Raw genomic sequence first — 20,852 nt, 5'->3', positions numbered from 1 at the left:
CTAGCATTCAATGGCATTGGGGCGATTGGCGCAGTGGTAGCGCGCTTCGTTCACACCGAAGAGGTCACTGGTTCGAACCCAGTATCGCCCACCCAGTTGATGGTCCGTTCCGCTCCCAGAGCGGGGCGGACCATTCTTGTTTGCAGCACTGTCAGACCCCCGTGAAAGAGTTTTCCCATGACCGCCCCACTTCTTGCCCACGCCACGGACTATGGCCGGATGTACGCGCGCTCCACGTCCGAGCAGTTCTCCGTACCCTCCATCACCAATGTGATCGGTCAGCAACCGCACGGTCTGGACGGCTGGTTCGGGTACATGGGCGCCAACAGCCTTGCCCAGGACCCGACGCTGCCCGGCATCCTGGGGAGTCCGGCCAAGGTCCGCCAGGCGGTAAGCCGTGCTGCCAAGGCCGCGGAGACGTACCGCGACGAGGCCGCAATGCGCGGGGACCGGGTGCACAACTATTGCGAGCAGGTTGCCTTGCGTGCTCTCGGTCGTCCGCATGAGATGAAGGAAACCCGCGAGGCCCTCGCCGCCAATGGGGAAGAGGCCTTTGCGGCCCGCTTCGACGAGTGGTGGGAACTCTTCCAGGTGGAGCCGATCGCTCCGGAAATCACGGTCTGGAACAAGACGGTTGGGTACGCCGGCACTCTGGACCTTGTCGCCCGGATCAACGGCCGGACGTGCCTCATTGACTACAAGACCAAGGGCACCAGCCGTGACGGCACCGTCAAACCCTTGGATGACAAAGTCGTTATGCAGCTTGTGGCCGGAATGAAGGCTGAGGAAAGCCTGGTGGATCCGGTGGCTGGGGAGTGGGAGGCCTGGCAGCACGGTGAATCCCCGATTCTGCTGGCGGTTGCGATCGGGCAGACCGAAGTACGACCGCTGCGGGCCAACCCCGAGGTCCTGAAGCACCACTGGTGGAAGTTCTGCGCGTTGCGGCGCGTCTGGGAAATGTCCGCCGACACCACGGCTGCCGGAACGGCACTGCTCCCGCTGGCTCCGCCGCCACTCCCGCGCTAGCCCGCTGGTGCCGCCCTGGGCGCCGACTCGCGTCCGACGACCAGGACCTGCGCGTGCGCGGGGCGCCGACTCGCGTCCGACGACCAGGGCCTGCGCGTGCGCGGGGCGCCGACTCGCGTCCGACGACCAGGGCCTGCGCGTAATGGCAACGGCTCATCGCCATGCTTTTCATAGACGAGCAAACTCATGCAACGTCGTACCGATGTGCGTGCAAGGTCCCCGATGTTCGCAGGGTCGTCCTTCAACTTCCGCCCAGCCGTCAACCGCTTCACTGCGCCGGGGCGCCGGGCGTTGACAACGCCTCCGGTGTCGTGCCGTGCTTGACCCGTCGACCGGGCCGTCGTTCGGCGTTGTCAGGCGGCGGTGTTGAGGTCGGTGGGATGGAAGTAGTAGTTGCGTCGGGGTTTTCGGCGCGGGTCGATGTGTGGTGGCGGGATGAACCAGGGGACGCCGCTTTGGAGCTGGATGGTCCATTGCTCCTTGTGGATCACGTGGTGGTGGTGTGAACAGAGCAGCGTCCCGTTCTCTGTGCCGGTTGTTCCGCCGCGGGACCAGTAGTCGATATGGTGAGCTTCGCACCAGGACGCAGGGATGGTGCAGCCGGGGAGCGCGAAGCCGCCGTCCCGGGCGGTGAGGGCTTTGCGGATGTGCGGCGGGAAGACCCGGGAGGCGCGGCCGATGTCCAGGACGCGGCCGTTGCCGCCGAGCAGGACCGGGATGATGTCCGCGTCGCAGGCGATCTTGCGGACCGTGGAGGCCGTGACGGGTCCGGTGAACAGCAACGTCCCGGTCTGCGCCGTGACCTGGCCGCGATGGAAGGCAGCTCCCGAACCGTCTTCGCGGTCCTGGGCGCCTGCGGGTCCTGTGGTCCCGCCGGGGGCGGTGAGCCGGGTGAAGAGGTCGCGGTAGTCGATGGTGACCATGACCTGCGGACGCAGTCCTCCCGCGGCGGGCAGGTTCCCGGTGGCGAGGGCGAGCTTGCAGGCGCCGACGAGGCCGTCGAGGAGTTTCTGCGGGCGTGAGCGCAGGTCCAGGGCGACATCCGCACGGTCCGGCCCGCCTTCGGCCCACGGAACGGCGTCCGCGGCGGCGCCATCAGCAGTGACCGCGGTGCTGGCGATTCCCGCCGCCGTGGCGCCGGCAAGGTCGCGGCCGGCAGCCCCGTCATTCCCGTCTGCTGTGGTTTGGGCGGTGGTGTTTCGGGGGTTGGTGGCGGTGTTCATCACGGTCAGGAGGTGTTCGAATTGTTCGGCGGTCGCGAAGATCTCGACGTGCTGGAGCCCGTGGCGGGGTTTGCGGATGAAGGCGCCCTGGAGCTGGCGCAGCAGCTCCTCGGAGGGCTCGGCGCCGTCCTGATCCAGCGCATCGGTCCAACTCCGGGCCACGCGGGCGAGGAAGTCCGGGTCGTTCTCCGCGCCGGTGCGGGTCAGGGCCTGTTCCATCCGGGCCGCGGCGTCGGCGTCGCAGACGTGCCGGACCCGGTCCAGGGCCAGCGTGACCAGGGTCGCGGACCGCGACGGGACGTCCCCGGCGGCGACGGCGGCGCCGAGGACCCCATACACGGGGGCCAACGTGTTGCCCGTGAAGCCCTGGCGCGGCAGCAGGGTCCCGGCGAGCGACAGCCGGCGCCGGGCCTCGGCGGCGCTGATCCGCAGCCGGCCCCGCAGGAACTCCGTGGTGTTCCGGTACCCGTCATCCACCACACCCGCACCCGCGGCAGCGCCAGCCGGGCCGGCTGCGGGTCCCGCGTCGGCCACGGGGCCCGGGTTCTCGCGCCAGCCGGTCGTCCACGAGGAGCCCGCTTTCGCGGTCGCGGCCTCTTTCCTGGTCCGGTCCACGGCGGCGGCCACAAGCTGCAGATACTCCAGCGTCCGCGAGAGTTCCTCCAGCGTCCCGGCGTAATCCGCGGCGGCCCGGAATCCCAACAACGCCGCGTCCCCGACCGCCGTCGACCCCGCCTCCCGGAGCAACGCCAGCGCCCCCTCCGCCCCGGACCGCCCGGCGCCGGCGACAGCCACGGTACCGGATTCTGCGCTCCGGCCCGTGCCCTGGAAAGGAATGAAATCCCTGAAGATTTCCATGGACTCAGTCTTTCAGGGGGCTCCGACACTTTTCGGAGGTCCGCTGAAACCGAATCACCGCAGCCGTCCGGGAGCAGGACCGGACTGCAACTAAACTGGACTGGATCCCGTCGCCCACTGTTAGGACAGATTGCACATGGCCGTTTTGAATATCCGCATCATCGGGGATCCTGTGCTGCGCACAGTTGCCGATCCCGTGACGGAATTCGGGCCTGAGCTGGCGAAGCTGGTTGCCGACATGACCGAAACCATGGAGGACGTGGATGGGGCCGGCCTGGCCGCTCCCCAGGTCGGCGTCAGCCAACGCGTCTTCACCTACCGCATCCGCGGCGTCGAGGGACACATCATCAATCCGGTGCTCGAAAACAGTGATGACTTCCAGCCCGATGAAGTCGAAGGCTGCCTCTCCATTCCCGGACTTGGCTTCCCGGTTCGCCGCCACCGGCACACCCGCGTCACCGGCGTCGACCTGCATGGCAACCCCGTCACGGTGGAGGGCGAGGGCATGCTGGCGCGGGCATTCCAGCATGAAACTGACCACCTTGACGGCATCCTCTTCACCGACCGGCTGGAGGGGGACGACCGGAAGGCCGCGCTGCGCGCCATCCGGAACGCCAACTACGACTCCATTACGGGGCAGACGACGGCGAAGCGCGCCCGGACCGTGGGCAGCAGCTTCGGCAGCGGAGCCCCAGGTTCCGGAAGCTTCGGCGCCTTCGGTAACTCCCAGTGAAAGTACTCTTCGCGGGGACTCCAGCCGTTGCCGTGCCGTCGTTGGACGCGCTCGTTGCGGCGGGCTTCGATGTCGTTGCCGTCCTCACCCGCCCGGACGCGCCGCTTGGTCGCAAACGCGTGCTGACGCCGTCGCCCGTCGCAGCGCGCGCCGCGGAACTGGGCATCAACATCATCCACGCCGCCAAGGTCAACGCGGAGGTGACCGCGCGGATTGCGGCTGCCGCGCCCGACGTCGCGGCCATCGTGGCCTATGGCGGCCTCATCCCGAGGGCCGCCCTGGACGTTCCCCGGCATGGCTGGATCAACCTGCACTTCTCCCTGCTGCCGGCCTGGCGCGGCGCGGCCCCCGTGCAGCGGTCCCTCATCGCCGGTGACGATGTCACCGGCGCGGTCACCTTCCTGCTGGAGGAAGGGCTGGACACCGGGCCGGTGTTCGGCACCCTGACCGAAGCGGTCCGGCCCGACGACACCGCCGGGGCGCTGCTCGAGCGGCTGTCCCACAGCGGCGCCGTGCTGCTGACCCAGACGCTGTCGGCGGTCGACGCCGGCCGGGCCGCCGCGGTGCCGCAGCACGGCGAGGTCAGCCTCGCTCCCAAACTCACCCTCGACGACGGCCGGCTCGACTGGCGGCAGCCCGCGCTGGCGATCGGGCGGCGGGCCCGCGGCGTCACCCCCGAGCCCGGCGCCTGGACCATGCTCGATGGCCAGCGGATCAAGCTGGAGCCGGTGATCATGCGGCCGGGGGATCCGGCCCTGAAGCCGGGGCAGCTGGCCCTGGAGGGCAAGAGCGTGTTGGTAGGTACCGGCTCGCACCCGGTGGAACTCACCCGGATCCAGCCTTCGGGCAAGAAGATGATGACCGCCGCTGATTGGGCGCGCGGACAGGCAACACTTGAAAGCGTGGTATTCGAATGAGCGAGTCCGGGACGAGCGGCAGCGGCCGCGGAAACAGCCCCCAGCGCGGGGGATCAGGCGGCCAGCGCGGCCGTGACGGCAGCCAACGGAACGCGCAGGGCCGGGAACGCAACCGCGGTCCGCAGCGCGGCTTCACCGAGAACGCCCCCTCCCAGCGCACCCGCCGTGCCGATCCGGCCCGGCTTGTCGCCTTCGAAGTGCTGCGTGCTGTCGCCGCCGACGACGCTTACGCCAACCTCGTGCTGCCCGCCCGGATCCGGCACCATGGCCTCGACAAGCGGGACGCCGGTTTCGCCACCGAACTGAGCTACGGTGCGCTGCGCGGCCAGGGCACCTACGACGCCGTCCTGGCCCGCTGTGTGGACCGGCCGCTGGACCAGCTGGACCCGGCCGTCCTCGATGCCCTCCGGATCGGCACCCATCAGCTGCTGGCCATGCGCGTCCCCGCCCACGCCGCCCTGGACCAGACCGTGGGCCTGGCCCGCGCTGTCATTGGCGCCGGGCCGTCGGCGCTGATCAACGCCGTGCTGCGCAAGGTCTCGGCACACACCCTTGAGGAGTGGCTGGACCTTCTGCTCAGCGACGAGACGGACGAGACCAAAAAGGCCGCCATCCGCTACGCCCACCCGGAGTGGATTGTTCGGGCCCTCCGGCAGTCCCTCGTTGCCCACGGCCGACCGGTCAGCGAAATCAGCGACCTCCTCGAGGCGGACAACGCCGCACCGGTCGTTAACCTCGTGGCCCTGCCCGGGCTGGGCAGCCTCGATGAGGCCCTCGAGGGCGGTGCCACGCCCGGCGAACTCGTCGAAGGCTCGGCGCTCTCCAGCGGCGGAGACCTCGGCCGGCTCGCCTCCGTCCGCGAAGGCACCACCCGGGTCCAGGACGTCGGATCACAGCTCGTGGCCCGCGCCATGGCCGCCGTCGACCTTGGCGACGGCGCCTCGGCCGCCGTCGACCTTGGCGCTGGCGCCGCGGGCGCCGGCGACGGACGCCCCGGCCAGGACCAGGGAAAGCCTGCTGAACGCTGGCTGGACATGTGCGCCGGCCCCGGCGGAAAGGCGGCCCTGCTCGGCGCACTCGCACGGGAGCAAGGCGCCACGCTGCTGGCCAACGAACCCGCACCGCACCGCGCCAAACTTGTCCGGCAGGCTCTCGCCGCCGTGCCCCACGAGGTCTGGCATGTGCGGACCGGCGACGGCCGCGAAATCGGCACGGAAATGCCGGAAAGCTTCGACCGCGTCCTCGTTGATGCGCCCTGCACCGGCCTCGGCGCGCTGCGCCGCCGCCCGGAGTCACGCTGGCGCCGGACCCCCAAGGACCTGACGGACCTCGGCCCGCTGCAGCGCGAGCTGCTGAAGTCCGCGCTGGCCGCGGTCAAGCCCGGCGGCGTCGTGGCCTACGTGACGTGTTCGCCGCACCCGGCCGAGACGACCGCCGTCGTGAGTGATGTGCTGCGCAAACGCGACGATCTTGAACTGCTCGACGCCGGTGCGGCGCTGGACAATGTCAGCCTCACCGGCCACCTCGACGCCGGACACGAGCTCACCGCCCAGCTCTGGCCGCATGTGCACCGGACCGACGCGATGTTCCTGGCCCTGATCCGCAAAAAGGCCTGACACAGGGAATACTGGGGGCCAGAAGCCCCCGCCCTCCACAGGACATCCCCGCAGAACGACAAGGAATTCCACATGGCCAAGTGCTGTATCAACCCGAGCATCCTCTCCGCCGACTTCGCCAACCTCGAAGCCGAGCTGCGCAAGATCAGCAACGCCGATGCGGTGCATGTCGATGTGATGGACAACCACTTCGTCCCGAACCTCTCGCTGGGGTTGCCGGTGGTTTCGCGCCTGCAGGAGATCAGCCCGGTCCCGTTGGATGCCCACCTCATGATCGAGCACGCCGACCGCTGGGCTCCGGCCTATGCGGACGCCGGGGTCGCCTCCGTGACGTTCCATGCCGAGGCATCAATCGCGCCGATCAAACTCGCACGCGAGCTGCGGGCCCGGGGTGCCAAGGCTGGCCTGGCGCTCCGTCCGGGCAGCGCGGTGGAACCCTTCCTGGACATGCTCAGCGAAATCGACATGCTGCTGATCATGACGGTGGAACCGGGCTTTGGCGGCCAGGAATTCCTCGACCTCACGCTGCCCAAGATCCGCCGGGCCCGGGCAGCGATCGACGCGTCCGGTCTGGACGTGGCGCTGCAGGTCGACGGCGGCATCACCGAGGACACGATCTGGCGGGCTGCGGAAGCCGGCGCCAACGTGTTCGTGGCCGGCTCCGCCGTCTATGGTGCCGAGGATCCGGCCGAGGCGATCGAGCGGCTCCGCGCGTCCGGGCGCCGCTAGCCGTACCGGGGGCACCGCCGGGGCGCCCGGTACGGCGCCGCCAGCCCTGCCGGGAGGGGCGCGCCCTGCGCGAAAATGACGCACTCCGTAACATCCTGCGGGCGGGAATACCCGAAGCTACCCGGGGGTTGTGCCAGAATAGCAAGACACATACGTGCTCCGGGGTCGGTGTAAGTCCGAACCGGCGGTTACAGTCCGCGACCCGCGAGCCGGCGCTTCCCCTGGGAGGATTCCGGCAGACGGTTGAACCGGTGGAATTCCGGTACCGACAGTTAAAGTCTGGATGAGAGAAGCACGTACAGCTGTTACTGCGGCGCCCACTGGCGCCGCGGAAGTTCGCTGTCGTATACCCCCGGAGCCATCGCGGCTTTTGAGGGAAGGAACGACACACATGTACTCTCTGCGATGGCTCTTCACCCACACTGCGGTTTTGGAAAGCCCGGTGGCAGGTTGATGAGCCTCCTACACTCCATCCACACGACGGACGACGCCGAGGCGCGGGCCCTGGCTGGCTTCAGCGCAGCCGAGGCCGCCGCCATGGACGTCGCGCTGGCCGCAGCCCTGCAGGGGCCCCGGGGCGCGAACCCGCTGGTTGGCGCCGTCGTTATCACCTCGGACGGAACCCTGCTCGTAACGGGCTACCACCGCGGCGCCGGGACCGCGCACGCGGAAGCCGACGCGATAGACCAGGCAAAGGCCGCCGGCCACGACCTCAGCGGCACCACCATGGTGGTCACGCTGGAGCCGTGCAACCACTGCGGCCGCACCGGGCCCTGCGCCCAGGCGATCATCGAGGCCGGGATCACGGACGTCGTCTACGCGATCGACGATCCGCACGACCCCGCTGCCGGCGGCGCGGCAACGCTGCGTTCCGCGGGAGTCCGCGTCCGGTCCGGACTCGGCGCGCAGGACGCGCTGGAGCTGAACCGGCGATGGTTCGACGCCGTAGCGGCCATGCGGCCTTTCGTCACCCTGCACATCGCGCAGACCCTCGACAGCCGCATTGCCGCCAGCGACGGAACCAGCCAGTGGATCTCGAGCCCGGAATCGCTCGCCGACAACCACGCCCTGCGCGGCCGGATCGACGCGATCCTGGTCGGAACCCAGACCGTCCTCGTGGATAATCCGCGCCTGACCGCCCGCGGCGCGGACGGGGAACCTGCCGACCGGCAGCCCCTGCGCGTCGTGATGGGCTACCGGGGAATCCCGGAGGGCGCCGCGATCAACGGCGACGACGGGAAGGTCCTCCATCTGCCCACCCGGGATCCGCGCGAAGCACTGGACCAGCTGTTCACCGCCGGGGTCCGGCATCTTATGGTGGAGGGCGGCTCCCGCATCCTCAGCGCCTTCCTCGCCGCCGGGCTCGTGGACGAACTCATCGTCTACCTCGCCCCGACACTCCTTGGCTCCGGAACCCCGGCCCTTGAAGACCTCGGGATTACCACCCTGGCCGACGCCCAGCACTGGGAATGGGACACCGCCTCCGGCGGGGCCGTCCAGCTGCTGGGCCGCGACCTGCGGCTGCACCTGAGCCCCGCCCGGCCGGCCGACCTGGCACCAGCGGCAGCTGCCGTCAGCACCACATTCGACTCAACCCCGTTCCGCACAGGCGCGGACACCGCCGCAGGAGGCAACTGATGTTCACCGGAATAATCGCCGAGCAGGGGAAGGTGTTGTCCGTTGAACGCAACGGCGACATCAGCGCCACCGTCCGGCTCCACGCACCGGGCAGCACCGAGGGACTGGCCCTCGGCGGCTCGATCGCCGTCAACGGCGTCTGCCTCACGGCCACCGAGATCGACGGCCGGAACTTCAGCGTCGACGTGATGGGCGAGACCCTCACCCGCAGCACCATTGGCGAACTTACGGCCGGGGACCCGGTCAACCTGGAGCGCTGCGTCCCGGCCGGCGGCCGGCTCGACGGCCATGTCGTCCAAGGCCACGTCGACGGCGTCGGGCAGCTGCTCGAGCGCGAGGCGCTGGGCAACTGGGACCGGCTCCGCTTCGGAGTTCCCGCCGGGCTGGCGCGTTACATCGCCGAGAAGGGGTCCATCGCCGTCGACGGCGTCTCGCTGACCGTGACCGCCGTGAGCCCGGCCGCCGAACCGGCGCCGTGGTTCGAGGTGGGGCTTATCCCCACCACGCTGGCCGACACCGGACTGGGCGCGAAAACCATCGGCAGCCACGTAAACCTCGAAGTCGACGTCCTGGCAAAGTACACTGAGCGCCTGCTCGCATTTTCAGGCACCGGAGCCGGCGGAGCAGCAGTACGCGCAGAGGGGGCAACAGCGTGAACAACGTCAAGGACAGCCCTGCCCGGCAGCCGTTTCTCACTGACGCCGCCGACGCCGCCCTGCCCGCCGAGCTTGCACCCGTACAGGTCATCCCGCCGGCAGGTCTCGACCTGATCGAAGACGCCGTCCGCGCCATCGCCGCCGGCCGTCCCGTCCTCGTGGTCGACAACGAGGACCGCGAGAACGAAGGCGACATCATCTTCGCCGCCCAGCACGCCACGCCCGCCCTGATGGGCTGGACCATCCGGTACAGCTCCGGCGTGATCTGTGTACCGCTCGACGCCGGCCGGGCCGACGCCCTCGCGCTGCCGCCGATGGTGGAAATCAACGAGGATGCCAAAGGCACCGCCTACACGGTGTCCTGCGACGCCGCCGTGGGCGTCAGCACCGGAATTTCCGCCACGGACCGGGCCCTGACCGCCCGGATCCTGGCCGACCCCGGCAGCCAGCCGGCGGCGCTGACCCGCCCCGGGCATGTTTTTCCACTCCGAGCCGTTAAGGGTGGAGTGCGGGAACGTCCCGGCCACACCGAGGCAGCCGTGGAACTCTGCCAGCTGGCCGGGCTCGAACCCGTCGGTGTGATCGCGGAAGTGGTTTACGACAACGGAGAAATGATGCGCCTGGACGGACTACGCGGCTTCGCCCTCGAGCATGGCTGCCCGCTCATCTCGATCGCGGACCTTGTGACCTACCTTGAGGCCGGGCAAGCTGCCGGCCACGCAACCGACCCCTTGTGATGGAGGAGAAACGATGACGACGTCGGAAGCACGAGAACAGCAGTCGGCCGGACGCCAGCCGCACCCGGTCAGCGCCGGCCCGATCGTCCAGCTGCCCACCGCCTTCGGTGAATTCCTGGCGCAGGCCTGGACCGATCTGGCCACCGGTGCCGAGCACCTGGCGGTCAGCTCCCCGCTGCCCCCGGTCGACGGGATGGCGCCGCTGGTCCGCCTGCATTCGGAGTGCCTCACCGGCGACGTGTTCGGCTCCTACCGCTGCGACTGCGGAGAGCAGCTGGCCTACGCCCTGGAGATGATCAACGAATTTGGCGGGACCCTGCTGTACCTCCGCGGCCAGGAGGGCCGGGGGATCGGCCTGGCGAACAAGATGAAGGCCTACGCCCTGCAGGAAGCCGGCTTCGACACCGTGGAGGCCAACGAACAGCTGGGCCTTCCCGTTGATGCCCGCTGCTACAAGGCCGCGGCGCAGATCCTCGCGGACATGGGCCTGCACGAGGTCCGGCTGCTGAGCAACAACCCGGACAAGCAGGACCGGCTGGCCCAGGCCGGCGTCCGCGTAGTGGAGATGGTACCCACCGAGGTTCCCTCCCGGGAGCAGAACCTCCGCTACCTGCAGACCAAGAAAGACCGGATGGACCACCGGCTGGTCCTGGACATGGAGCCGGCAACGCCGGTAGCCGGTCCAGGCGGTTTCGACCACGAACAAGGCTGACCTTTCCACACACTGGATTTGAGGCCGGCCACCTTTCGGTGGCCGGCCCTTACCTGGCACCAAAAGCACCCAACGACTGAACAGAACAAGGATTCCCAGATGAGCGGACACGGCGCACCACAGATTGACCTCAGCACCTTCAAACCGGAGGAAACCTCCCAGCTGAAGCTGGCCATTGTGGCCGCGAGCTGGCACACCCAGATCATGGACGGGCTGCTGGACGGCGCCCTGCGCGCTGCCAAGGACGCCGGCATCAGCGAGCCCACCGTGCTCCGTGTTCCGGGCGCCTTCGAGCTCCCCGTCGCCGCAGCCCGGCTGGCGCCGCACTTCGACGCTGTTGTGGCGCTCGGCGTCGTGATCCGCGGCGGAACCCCGCACTTCGAGTATGTCTGCGAGGCGGCCACGCTGGGCCTGACCGAGGTTTCGGTGCGCACCGGCGTCCCGGTCGGCTTCGGCGTGCTGACCTGTGACACGGAACAGCAGGGCATCGACCGGGCCGGGCTCCCGGGCTCCAGCGAGGACAAGGGCCACGAGGCTGTCACCGCAGCCCTCGCCACCGCGGTGACGCTCAAGCAGTTCAGCTAGGCTACGACCGGGCCTCACCGGGCCAGGGCCAGGAACGCGGCCGAACCCGGCTGACTGTGTAATCGCTCACATCCCCGTCGTCATGCAGCGGCCCGGCACGGGACCTCCGGCCGCGAGCAAGTAGGCTGGAGGGTGTGAAGAATTTCGAATCGCTGTTCGCAGAACTGAGTGAGAAGGCAGCCGTCCGTCCGGAAGGCTCCCGCACCGTCGCTGAACTGGATTCCGGAGTCCACGGCATCGGCAAGAAAGTCGTGGAGGAAGCAGCCGAGGTCTGGATGGCTGCCGAGTACGAATCCGATGAAGCCGCCGCCGAGGAAATCTCGCAGCTGCTCTATCACCTGCAGGTTCTGATGCTCGCCAAAGGACTCAGCCTGGAAGACGTCTACAAGCATCTCTAGCCACGTCCGCACCGGAACCCGCCCGGCCCTGCCCTGCGAAATCCGGTGTCCAGCGTGGCCCGCTGTGCCTGAACCGACTGAACCCGGACGAAATATTTCAGAACCGGCTGTTCCTGAACGGACAGTTTCTGAACGGACGTCGTCCCGACCTAGAAAGACCTCCCAATGCTGAGAGTTGCCGTCCCGAACAAGGGATCCCTGTCCGAAGCCGCTTCTGCCATGCTCGCCGAAGCCGGCTACCGCCAGCGCCGCGACACCCGCGAGCTGGTCATGGTGGACCCGGACAATGACATTGAATTCTTCTTCCTCCGCCCCCGCGACATCGCCGTCTACGTCGGCCAGGGCACGCTCGACGTCGGCATCACCGGCCGCGACCTGCTCCTCGACGCCGAGGTCGAAGCCGAAGAACTGCTCCCGCTGGGCTTCGCCGCCTCCACTTTCCGCTTCGCCGGCCCGGTGGGAGACTTCAGCACGGTCGAACAGCTCGACGGCAAGCGCCTCGCCACCAGCTACGACGGACTGCTCCGCGGCTACCTGGCCGAGCGCGGCATCAAGGCCAAGGTCGTCCGCCTCGACGGCGCCGTCGAATCCTCTGTGCGCCTCGGCGTCGCGGACGCCATCGCCGACGTCGTCGAAACCGGCAACACCCTCAAGGCCGCCGGCATGGAGATCTTCGGCCAGCCCATCCTGCACTCCGAGGCCGTCCTGATCGGCCGCAAGGGCGAGCAGAACCCGGCCGCCGACGTGCTGATCCGCCGGCTGCAGGGCGTCCTCGTGGCGCACCAGTACGTGATGATGGACTACGACATCCGCAAGGAACTGGTCGAACAAGCCGCGACCCTGACTCCCGGGCTGGAATCACCCACCGTCTCGCCGCTGCGCGACTCGGACTGGGTTGCCGTCCGCTCGATGGTGCCGAAGAAGCAGACCAACCGGATCATGGACGAGCTGTACGACCTGGGCGCCCGCGCCATCCTGGTCAGCACCATCCACGCCTGCCGCATCTGACCCGGCGCCAGTGAACCGTCCGTGAGCGAATACCAGGAGAAGTCATGGCAGTAGCCGTCCGCGTTATCCCGTGCCTGGACGTTGATGCCGGCCGCGTGGTCAAGGGCATCAACTTCGAAGGACTCCGCGACGCCGGAGACCCCGTCGAACTGGCGCACCGCTACGACAACGGCGGCGCCGACGAGCTCACCTTCCTTGACGTCACTGCGTCCTCGGGCAACCGGGAAACCACGTTCGACGTCGTCCGCCGCACCGCCGAGGAAGTCTTCATCCCGCTGACCGTGGGCGGCGGCGTCCGCGGCGTGGCCGAGGTGGACCGGCTCCTGCGCTGCGGCGCGGACAAGGCAGCCATCAACACCGCCGCCGTCGCCCGCCCCGACGTGATCGACGAGATCACCCGGCATTTCGGGTCCCAGGTGCTGGTGCTCTCCCTCGACGCCCGCCGGACCCGTCCGGGCTCGGAGCCCACCCCCTCCGGCTTCGAGGTCACCACACACGGCGGCCGCCAGGGCACCGGGATCGACGCCATCGCCTGGGCCCGCGAGGCGGCCGACCGGGGTGTGGGGGAAATCCTGCTGAACTCGATCGACGCCGACGGAACCAAGGACGGCTTCGACCTGGAACTGATCCGCCTGGCGCGGGCCGCGGTCAGAGTTCCCCTCATCGCCTCCGGCGGCGCCGGCAAGCCGGAACACTTCCCGCCGGCCGTGGCAGCAGGCGCCGACGCGGTCCTCGCAGCCTCCGTCTTCCACTTCGGTCCGCTGGACATGATCGCTCAGGTCAAGGCCGCGATCCGTGAAGCAGGCTTCGAAGTCCGCTAGCCCGATCACACCAACGCGGGGTCACCTAGCGCCCATCCCGAAGGGGATTTTGGGCCGTAGGTGACCCCGCGTTGTTTGTGTGGGGGTGTTGCTGTGTGGAGGAGCGGGGCTTAGAGCCCGACTTCGGCTGACTGCAGGAGCGCGACGGCGTCCGGCTGGCCTTCGAAGGTCACAAGCGCGTGGCGGGTGCGGCCATGGGCATGCATCAGCAGTTCGCCCGGCTCACCGACGATCGCCACGGACACGGGAGCGCGCTTGGCGACGTGCCGGGGGCCGGAGGGGCGCACCAGCACGATCCCGAGGTCCACGCCGCGGTAAAGGATGGCCGCACGCTTGACCAGCTCGTCCCACAAGGCGTCCGAATATGCTTCGTCCAAGGCGCGGGGCGCCCAGCGGTCCCCGGCCCGGCGGACGTCCTCGGTGTGGACGAAGTACTCGATCAGGTTGGCGCTTTCGTCCAGCGCCTTGATCTTCATCGGGGAGAACGCCGACGGGCCGGCGCGGAAGGCGTTGACCAGCTTGTTGTAGTCCTCCGGCGTCTTGAGCTTCTCGGCCAGCTCGGCCGTTGCCTGGTCCGAGGCCTTGGCGAGACGCTTGATCAGCAGCCCCAGCCCGACGGCGGCTTTGCGCTCGCGCAGGTACAGGTGGGCAGCAAGGTGCCTGGTGAGCCAGCCCTTACAGAGCGTGGGGGAGTCAGGACCGGCCGCCAGTAGGGTTTCGGCCAGAACTTCTCGGGACGGATCGACGAAATGCATCACTTGTGAAACTAGCACGAGACGGCGCCGCGTGGGCACGCGAACCGCCGCCATTCTGGCCTCCGTGAGCCGATTCACTGCCCGGTGACGCCGATGTTAAGCGCGGTGCCGGGCGGCCGGGCGGCGCCGCGCCGGGAGGCACTAGACTTGATCTGATGTCTGAACAGCCCGCCCCCGCCCCTTTCACTGCGACCGCTGTCGGCGAATCCACCGTCAGTGAGACTGTCAGTGGAACCACCGTCGGTGCACCCACCGTCACCGGAAACGCCGACCCCGGATCAGCCGCGCCCCCAAGCCCGCTGCCGGCGGACCTCGCCGGAGCCCTGAAGCGGGACAGCGCCGGCCTGGTCGCCGCGATCGTGCAGCAGTTCGACACCAACGAGGTGCTCATGCTGGGCTGGATGGACGACGAGGCCCTCAGCCGGACCATGACCAGCGGACGGGTGACGTTCTACTCCCGCTCCCGCCAGGAGTACTGGCGCAAGGGCGACACCTCCGGCCACGTGCAGTGGGTCAAGTCGCTCGCGATGGACTGCGACGGCGACGCGCTGCTGGTCCGCGTGGACCAGGTCGGCGCGGCCTGCCACACCGGGACCCGGACCTGCTTCGACGGCCGCGGGCTCGACGTCGTCACCGGCCAGGCCGGCTGACCCGCAACTGCCGGCGCCTCGGGCGCCGCACCGGGGCTCGACCCCGCACACTCAACCTTCAGGACCACTGAAAGAACAGGCGGAAACCACAGCCATGCAGGACCTTGGAATCATCAGCCCGGGCCTGGAGGAGTTCCGTGAACTCGCAGGCCACAGCCGTGTTATCCCCGTCCGGCTGAAGGTGCTGGCTGACGCCGAAACCCCGATCGGGCTTTACCGCAAACTTGCCCAGGGCCAGCCCGGCACCTTCCTGATGGAATCCGCGGCCGTCGGAGGCTCGTGGTCCCGCTACTCCTTCATCGGTGCCCGGTCCCGGGCCACCCTGACCACCAAGGACGGCCAGGCCCACTGGCTTGGCGAACCGCCGGTCGGCGTGCCGCTGGGCGGCAGCCCGGTGGACGCGATCCGCGACACCGTCCAGGCCCTCCGCACCGACCGCTTCGACGGCCTGCCGCCGTTCACCTCCGGCCTGGTCGGCTTCCTCGGCTGGGAGACCGTCCGCCACTGGGAGAAACTGACCAGCCCGCCGGAGGACGATCTGGAGCTGCCCGAGATGGCGCTCAACCTCGTCACCGACATGGCCGTGCACGACAACATGGACGGCACCGTGCTGCTGATTGCCAACGCGATCAACTTCGACAACAGCTCCGAACGGGTCGACGAGGCCTGGCACGACGCCGTCGCCCGGGTCAAGGCCCTGCTGGCCAAGGTCAGCACCCCCGTGAAGCAGCCGGTGTCCGTGCTCGACCCGGCCGCCCTGGACTTCGCCTCCAGCGTGCAGGAACGCTGGAAGGAGTCGGACTATCTCGCGGCCCTGGACCGCAGCAAGGAAGCAATCGTCGACGGCGAGGTCTTCCAGGTGGTCATTTCGCGGCGCTTCGAAATGGAATGCGGCGCGGACCCGCTGGACGTCTACCGGGTGCTGCGGAACACGAACCCCAGCCCGTACATGTACATCTTCAGCCTCGAGGATGCCGCCGGCCGGCAGTACTCCATCGTCGGCTCCTCCCCGGAGGCGCTGGTGACCGTGACCGGCGAGGAGGTCATCACCCACCCCATCGCAGGCTCCCGGCCGCGCGGCAAAACCGTGGAGGCGGACAAGGCCCTGGCCGAGGAGCTTCTCGCGGACGAGAAGGAACGCGCCGAGCACCTGATGCTGGTGGACCTGTCCCGCAACGACCTCTCCAAGGTCTGTGTGGCCGGTTCCGTCGACGTCACCCAGTTCATGGAGGTTGAGCGCTTCAGCCACATCATGCACCTGGTCTCCACCGTCGTCGGCCAGCTGGCGCCCGCCGCCACCGCCTACGACGTGCTGAAGGCGACCTTCCCGGCCGGGACGCTGTCCGGTGCCCCCAAGCCCCGCGCACTGCGCCTGCTCGATGAGCTGGAACCGCACCGCCGGGGGATCTACGGGGGTGTGGTGGGCTACCTCGATTTCGCCGGGGACATGGACATGGCCATCGCCATCCGCTCGGCCCTGCTGCGGGAGGGACGCGCGTACGTACAGGCCGGCGGCGGGATCGTGGCCGACTCGGTGAACGCCACCGAGGCGATCGAAACCGTGAACAAGGCCGCCGCCCCGATGCGCGCCGTCCACACCGCCCAGTCGCTGCGCAACATCACGGCCGAGTCCATCTCCGACGGCGGCTCGCAGTCATGAGCGGCACCACGGTCAGGAGCACCAGCCCCACCGTTCCCCGCTGGGCCCGGAAATCCACCCTGGTCCTGGCCATCGCCGCGCTGGCCCTGGCCGTCTTCGGCACCACGACGCAGACCTGGCTCACCGTGCACCTCGATCCGGCCCAGCTCGGGGCGGCCGTCAACAGCCAGGACGGCCTGCAGGTGCAGGGCAGCAAAGCCGCGACCACCGTGACGGCCCTTGCCCTGGTGGCCCTCGCCGGCGGCCTGGCCGCGTCGATCGCCGGCCGGTTCGCCCGCTGGATCATCACGGCGCTCATCCTGCTGGCCGCCGCCGGCATCATCAGCGCCGCCGCGATTGTGATCGCGGACCCGCTGGCGGCAGCCCAGGGCTCCATTGCCGCGGCCACCGGGATCACGGGCAGCGACGTGAAGGTGGACGTCACGGTGTTCCCGGCCATCGCCGTCGTGGCCGGCGCCCTGCTGGGACTCAGCGCGCTGCTGGTCATCCCCGCGGGCCGGTTCTGGAAGTCGCGCACAAAATACGACACCGCAGCCACCGGTAACACCGCCGGCGGTTCCGCGGCGCCCGCCGGTCCGCCGGACGAGATTGACAGCTGGGACCGTTTGTCACGCGGTGACGATCCCACCTGAGCCGGTGCCGCGGCCGCGCCCGGCAACGCGGCCGGTGGCCCGGCCGGTAACCCGGCCAATAACTCTTTCAAAAAATGGCAGAATGTAAGCAGTATTCACCCTGAGGAGATTCCAATGAGCAAAGCCCCTGTTTCCGCCCCCAAGCCCGCTGCCGGAACCGGCTACTCCTACGACGACATCGATCACCGCGAACCGACCGGCCACGGCAACAGCCCGGCAGCCTGGACCACCGTCTTCGTTATGCTGGTCGGCGCGCTCATCATGTGCATCGCCTTCGTCATCGCCAACACCCCGATCTTCATCGCGGGCGCCGTGGTGTTGCTGCTCGGCCTGGTCGTCGGCCTTGTCATGCGCAAGGCCGGTTACGGTGTGGGCGGCAGCAAGCTGAAGAACTCCGGCCACTAAGGGTGACTGTTCTCGATGACATCAATGCCGGTGTCAGGGAGGATATGGAGGCACGTCAGCGCCTCGTTACGCTCGCGGAACTGAAGGAGCGCGCGGCCGCCGCAGCACCGGCCCGCGACGCCTGGACCGCCCTGGGCGGTGCCTCGGCAACGCGCGGACAGCTGAAGGTCATCGCCGAAATCAAGCGCCGCAGCCCCTCCAAGGGCGATCTTGCCAGCATCGCGGATCCTGCCTCCCTCGCCGTGCAGTATGCCGGCGGCGGCGCCGCCGCGATCAGCGTCCTGACCGAACAGCGCCGCTTCAACGGCTCACTCGCCGACCTCGACGCCGTCCGGGCAGCCGTGGACATCCCGTTGCTGCGCAAGGACTTCATGGTCGACGAGTACCAGATCTGGGAGGCCCGGGCACACGGGGCCGACCTGATCCTGCTGATCGTGGCGTCCCTGTCCGACGCGCAGCTGCGCGAGTTCAGCGCCCTCAGCCGCGAACTCGGCATGAACGTGCTCGTCGAGACGCACACGGCCGAAGAAATCGAGCGTGCGGTTGCCGCCGAGGCGCGGATCATCGGCGTCAACGTGCGCAACCTCAAGACGCTCGACGTCGACCGTTCCGTCTTCGCCGAACTCGCCGGAGGCATCCCCGCCGGCGCGCTTGTCATCGCGGAATCGGGCGTGCGCGGCGTCGACGACGTCCGGCACTACGCCGCGAACGGCGCCAATGCGGTCCTCGTCGGTGAGGCCCTGGTCAGTGACGCGACCCCGCGGGAGCGGATCGCGGAATTCATGGCAGCCGGAGCAGAAGAAATCGCCGCACGTTCCTGACCCGCGGTCCGGCCGGGCAACGCCTGGCCGGACGCCGGCAGAGCCTCCGTGCGGCCCCCAGATCTAATGAGCAGTGGAACAGGATGGTGAGACTGATGGTCGATGCGCCAGCAGCAGGCTCCGACGAGAGCGCCGTGGACGCGTTCCTGCAGGGTGGGGAATCCCTGCGGCACGCCCCGGGCCCCTACTTCGGCTCGTACGGCGGCCGGTGGATGCCCGAGTCACTCATCGCAGCCCTGGATGAGCTCGAGGACACCTTCGAGAAAGCCAAAGCCGACCCGGAGTTCACCGCGCAAATCGCGGAGCTGAACAAGAACTACTCGGGCCGGCCCTCGCTGCTGACCGAGGCCAAGCGCTTCGCCGAGCACGCCGGGGGTGTCCGGATCTTCCTCAAGCGCGAGGACCTCAACCACACCGGGTCGCACAAGATCAACAACGTGCTGGGCCAGGCGCTCCTTGCCAAGCGCATGGGCAAAACCCGTGTGATCGCCGAGACCGGCGCCGGGCAGCACGGCGTTGCCAGCGCCACGGCCGCCGCCCTGATGGGCCTGGAATGCGTCGTGTACATGGGCGCCGAGGACTGCCGCCGGCAGTCCCTCAACGTGGCCCGGATGGAGCTCCTCGGAGCCACCGTCATTCCGGTTACCAACGGATCCCAGACGCTCAAGGACGCCATCAACGAGGCGCTCCGGGACTGGGTCGCCAACGTCGACAACACCCACTACCTGCTGGGCACCGCCGCCGGGGCGCACCCGTTCCCGGCCATGGTCCGCTACTTCCACGAGGTCATCGGCGAGGAAGCCCGCGCCCAGATCCTGGACCAGACCGGCCGCCTGCCCGACGCCGTCTGCGCCTGCATCGGCGGCGGCTCCAACGCCATCGGCATCTTCCACGGCTTCCTGGACGACCCGTCGGTCAAGATCTACGGCTTCGAAGCCGGCGGCGAGGGCGTCGAAACCGGACGCCACGCAGCGACCATCACGCTCGGCAAGCCCGGGGTGCTGCACGGCGCCCGCTCCTACCTGATGCAGGACGACGACGGCCAGACCATCGAGTCGCACTCCATCTCGGCGGGCCTGGACTACCCGGGCGTCGGCCCGGAGCACTCCTACCTCGCGGACATCGGACGCGTCAGCTACGAGCCGATCACGGACAGCGAGGCCATGGACGCCTTCCGGCTGCTCTGCCGCACCGAGGGCATCATCCCGGCCATCGAGTCCGCGCACGCCCTGGCCGGTGCCATCAAGGTCGGCCAGCGGCTCGCCGCCGAAGGCGGAGAATCAGGCGGCGAGGCAGCCGGAGGCGCCAGCAAGGCGTCAGACAAGATCGTGATCGTGAATCTCTCCGGCCGCGGCGACAAGGACGTGGCCACCGCCGCGGAATGGTTCGACCTGCTGGACAAGGATTCACCCGAACACATCATCGCCAAAGAGGGGGAGCAGCTGTGAGCACCGTTCAGGACCCGGGCACCGCCCGGACCGCCAGCAAATCGGCAGCTGCCATTGACCGCGCCAAGGCCCAGGGCCGCGCGGCCCTGATCGGCTACCTGCCCGCCGGCTACCCAGGCGTCGAGGAGACCATCGCCGCGGGCATCGCCCTTGCCGAAAACGGAGCCGACCTGATCGAAATCGGCATCCCGTACTCCGACCCCGTCATGGACGGCCCGGTAATCCAGGCCGCCACCACCGAGGCGCTCGCCAAGGGCTTCCACGTCAAGCAGGTTTTCGACGTCGTCCGCGGGATCACCAGCAAGACCGACGCCGCCGTGCTCGTGATGACCTACTGGAACCCGGTGGTCCGGATGGGCGTGGACGAATTCTCCCGCCAGCTGGCCGAAGCCGGGGGAGCCGGGCTCATCACCCCGGACCTGATCCCGGACGAGGCCTCCGAATGGATGGCTGCTTCGGACAAGTACGGCCTGGACCGGGTGTTCCTGGTGGCACCGTCATCCTCGCCGGAGCGCATGAAGCGCACCGTTGAGGCGAGCCGCGGCTTTGTCTACGCCGTATCGATCATGGGCGTCACCGGCGCCCGCACCTCGGTCAGCTCCGCGGCCAAGGACGTTGTCGCGGCCGCACACGCGGCCGGCGCCGAACGCGTCTGTGTCGGACTGGGCGTTTCCAACGCCGGCCAGGTCCGCGAGATCGCCGCCTACGCTGACGGCGTGATTGTTGGTACCGCGCTGGTCGTGGCCCTCGGCGACGGCGGTGTGGATGCGGTAGCGTCCTTGACGAAAGACCTGAGCACCGGCCTTACCAGGGAAGAAGCCTAA

Annotated in this window: 22 protein-coding genes, 1 tRNA gene and 1 riboswitch; of the genes, 21 read left to right on the top strand and 2 right to left on the bottom strand. The window is 68.8% G+C overall.

Annotated elements, in window-relative coordinates; all coding sequences use genetic code 11:
• The first annotated feature begins 19 nt into the window (after window positions 1-19).
• Both AC50X9_RS12530 and AC50X9_RS12525 read left to right on the top strand, forming a co-directional pair.
• Window positions 20-91: transfer RNA gene (locus tag AC50X9_RS12530), tRNA-Val, on the top strand.
• 86 nt (window positions 92-177) lie between these two features.
• The gene (locus AC50X9_RS12525) at window positions 178-1,026 is read left to right on the top strand and encodes a cytochrome (protein ID WP_494894087.1); all 849 of its coding nucleotides are present in this window, start codon (window positions 178-180) and stop codon (window positions 1,024-1,026) included.
• 353 nt (window positions 1,027-1,379) lie between these two features.
• On the opposite strand, the gene AC50X9_RS12520 is transcribed toward AC50X9_RS12525, so the two are convergent.
• Window positions 1,380-3,107, bottom strand: a complete 1,728-nt coding sequence (locus AC50X9_RS12520; protein WP_494894085.1) for an HNH endonuclease signature motif containing protein — start codon at window positions 3,105-3,107, stop codon at window positions 1,380-1,382.
• Between the two features lie 136 nt (window positions 3,108-3,243).
• On the opposite strand from AC50X9_RS12520, the gene def reads away from it, so the two are divergent.
• The 12 genes from def (at window position 3,244) to hisF (ending at window position 13,657) form a co-directional block, all read left to right on the top strand.
• Complete coding sequence (gene def / locus AC50X9_RS12515) at window positions 3,244-3,840, top strand: peptide deformylase (RefSeq protein ID WP_494894083.1); 597 nt, start codon at window positions 3,244-3,246, stop codon at window positions 3,838-3,840.
• Entirely contained in the window at window positions 3,837-4,757 is a 921-nt protein-coding gene (gene fmt / locus AC50X9_RS12510) for a methionyl-tRNA formyltransferase (RefSeq protein ID WP_494894081.1), read from the top strand. The genes def and fmt overlap by 4 nt, the downstream gene beginning before the upstream one ends.
• Complete coding sequence (locus AC50X9_RS12505) at window positions 4,754-6,373, top strand: RsmB/NOP family class I SAM-dependent RNA methyltransferase (RefSeq protein ID WP_494894079.1); 1,620 nt, start codon at window positions 4,754-4,756, stop codon at window positions 6,371-6,373. Before fmt ends, AC50X9_RS12505 begins: the two co-directional genes overlap by 4 nt.
• A gap of 72 nt (window positions 6,374-6,445) precedes the next feature.
• A complete protein-coding gene (gene rpe / locus AC50X9_RS12500) occupies window positions 6,446-7,102 on the top strand; it encodes a ribulose-phosphate 3-epimerase (RefSeq protein WP_494894077.1) in 657 nt (218 codons plus the stop codon).
• A gap of 150 nt (window positions 7,103-7,252) precedes the next feature.
• Window positions 7,253-7,402: riboswitch (FMN riboswitch) on the top strand.
• 153 nt (window positions 7,403-7,555) lie between these two features.
• Window positions 7,556-8,740, top strand: a complete 1,185-nt coding sequence (ribD, locus tag AC50X9_RS12495) for a bifunctional diaminohydroxyphosphoribosylaminopyrimidine deaminase/5-amino-6-(5-phosphoribosylamino)uracil reductase RibD (protein WP_494894075.1) — start codon at window positions 7,556-7,558, stop codon at window positions 8,738-8,740.
• Window positions 8,740-9,396 (top strand): riboflavin synthase, encoded by a 657-nt coding sequence (locus AC50X9_RS12490; protein ID WP_494894073.1) that lies wholly within the window; start codon window positions 8,740-8,742, stop codon window positions 9,394-9,396. Before ribD ends, AC50X9_RS12490 begins: the two co-directional genes overlap by 1 nt.
• A gap of 59 nt (window positions 9,397-9,455) precedes the next feature.
• On the top strand, window positions 9,456-10,133 hold the full coding sequence (ribB, locus tag AC50X9_RS12485; RefSeq protein ID WP_494894158.1) for a 3,4-dihydroxy-2-butanone-4-phosphate synthase: 678 nt from the start codon (window positions 9,456-9,458) through the stop codon (window positions 10,131-10,133).
• Window positions 10,134-10,146: 13 nt separating this feature from the next.
• The gene (gene ribA, locus AC50X9_RS12480; RefSeq protein WP_494894071.1) at window positions 10,147-10,845 is read left to right on the top strand and encodes a GTP cyclohydrolase II; all 699 of its coding nucleotides are present in this window, start codon (window positions 10,147-10,149) and stop codon (window positions 10,843-10,845) included.
• 99 nt (window positions 10,846-10,944) lie between these two features.
• Window positions 10,945-11,430, top strand: coding sequence for a 6,7-dimethyl-8-ribityllumazine synthase (gene ribH / locus AC50X9_RS12475; RefSeq protein WP_494894069.1), 486 nt, complete (start codon window positions 10,945-10,947; stop codon window positions 11,428-11,430).
• Between the two features lie 134 nt (window positions 11,431-11,564).
• Window positions 11,565-11,828, top strand: a complete 264-nt coding sequence (locus AC50X9_RS12470; RefSeq protein WP_024367461.1) for a phosphoribosyl-ATP diphosphatase — start codon at window positions 11,565-11,567, stop codon at window positions 11,826-11,828.
• A gap of 165 nt (window positions 11,829-11,993) precedes the next feature.
• Window positions 11,994-12,836, top strand: coding sequence for an ATP phosphoribosyltransferase (gene hisG, locus AC50X9_RS12465; RefSeq protein ID WP_494894066.1), 843 nt, complete (start codon window positions 11,994-11,996; stop codon window positions 12,834-12,836).
• A gap of 44 nt (window positions 12,837-12,880) precedes the next feature.
• Window positions 12,881-13,657 carry an imidazole glycerol phosphate synthase subunit HisF gene (gene hisF, locus AC50X9_RS12460; protein ID WP_494894064.1) on the top strand — a complete coding sequence of 259 codons (777 nt, stop codon included), beginning with the start codon at window positions 12,881-12,883 and terminating at the stop codon, window positions 13,655-13,657.
• Between the two features lie 110 nt (window positions 13,658-13,767).
• On the opposite strand, the gene AC50X9_RS12455 is transcribed toward hisF, so the two are convergent.
• Window positions 13,768-14,412, bottom strand: a complete 645-nt coding sequence (locus AC50X9_RS12455) for a TIGR03085 family metal-binding protein (protein ID WP_494894157.1) — start codon at window positions 14,410-14,412, stop codon at window positions 13,768-13,770.
• 155 nt (window positions 14,413-14,567) lie between these two features.
• Here AC50X9_RS12455 and hisI point away from each other — a divergent pair, with 155 nt between their 5' ends.
• The 7 genes from hisI (at window position 14,568) to trpA (ending at window position 20,852) form a co-directional block, all read left to right on the top strand.
• A complete protein-coding gene (gene hisI, locus AC50X9_RS12450) occupies window positions 14,568-15,062 on the top strand; it encodes a phosphoribosyl-AMP cyclohydrolase (protein WP_494894062.1) in 495 nt (164 codons plus the stop codon).
• Between the two features lie 94 nt (window positions 15,063-15,156).
• Window positions 15,157-16,722: an anthranilate synthase component I gene (locus AC50X9_RS12445; RefSeq protein ID WP_494894060.1), complete on the top strand. Its 1,566-nt coding sequence runs from the start codon at window positions 15,157-15,159 to the stop codon at window positions 16,720-16,722.
• The gene (locus tag AC50X9_RS12440) at window positions 16,719-17,354 is read left to right on the top strand and encodes a Trp biosynthesis-associated membrane protein (RefSeq protein ID WP_494894058.1); all 636 of its coding nucleotides are present in this window, start codon (window positions 16,719-16,721) and stop codon (window positions 17,352-17,354) included. The genes AC50X9_RS12445 and AC50X9_RS12440 overlap by 4 nt, the downstream gene beginning before the upstream one ends.
• A gap of 114 nt (window positions 17,355-17,468) precedes the next feature.
• Window positions 17,469-17,759 (top strand): HGxxPAAW family protein, encoded by a 291-nt coding sequence (locus AC50X9_RS12435; protein WP_494894056.1) that lies wholly within the window; start codon window positions 17,469-17,471, stop codon window positions 17,757-17,759.
• 2 nt (window positions 17,760-17,761) lie between these two features.
• Window positions 17,762-18,580 carry an indole-3-glycerol phosphate synthase TrpC gene (trpC, locus tag AC50X9_RS12430; protein ID WP_494894054.1) on the top strand — a complete coding sequence of 273 codons (819 nt, stop codon included), beginning with the start codon at window positions 17,762-17,764 and terminating at the stop codon, window positions 18,578-18,580.
• A gap of 95 nt (window positions 18,581-18,675) precedes the next feature.
• Window positions 18,676-20,028: a tryptophan synthase subunit beta gene (gene trpB, locus AC50X9_RS12425; RefSeq protein WP_494894052.1), complete on the top strand. Its 1,353-nt coding sequence runs from the start codon at window positions 18,676-18,678 to the stop codon at window positions 20,026-20,028.
• The gene (gene trpA, locus AC50X9_RS12420) at window positions 20,025-20,852 is read left to right on the top strand and encodes a tryptophan synthase subunit alpha (protein WP_494894050.1); all 828 of its coding nucleotides are present in this window, start codon (window positions 20,025-20,027) and stop codon (window positions 20,850-20,852) included. Before trpB ends, trpA begins: the two co-directional genes overlap by 4 nt.

Source organism: Pseudarthrobacter sp. HLT1-3, assembly GCF_059383535.1.
Note: the sequence above shows the minus strand (reverse complement) of the source record. Positions and strands in the feature narration are given on the sequence as shown.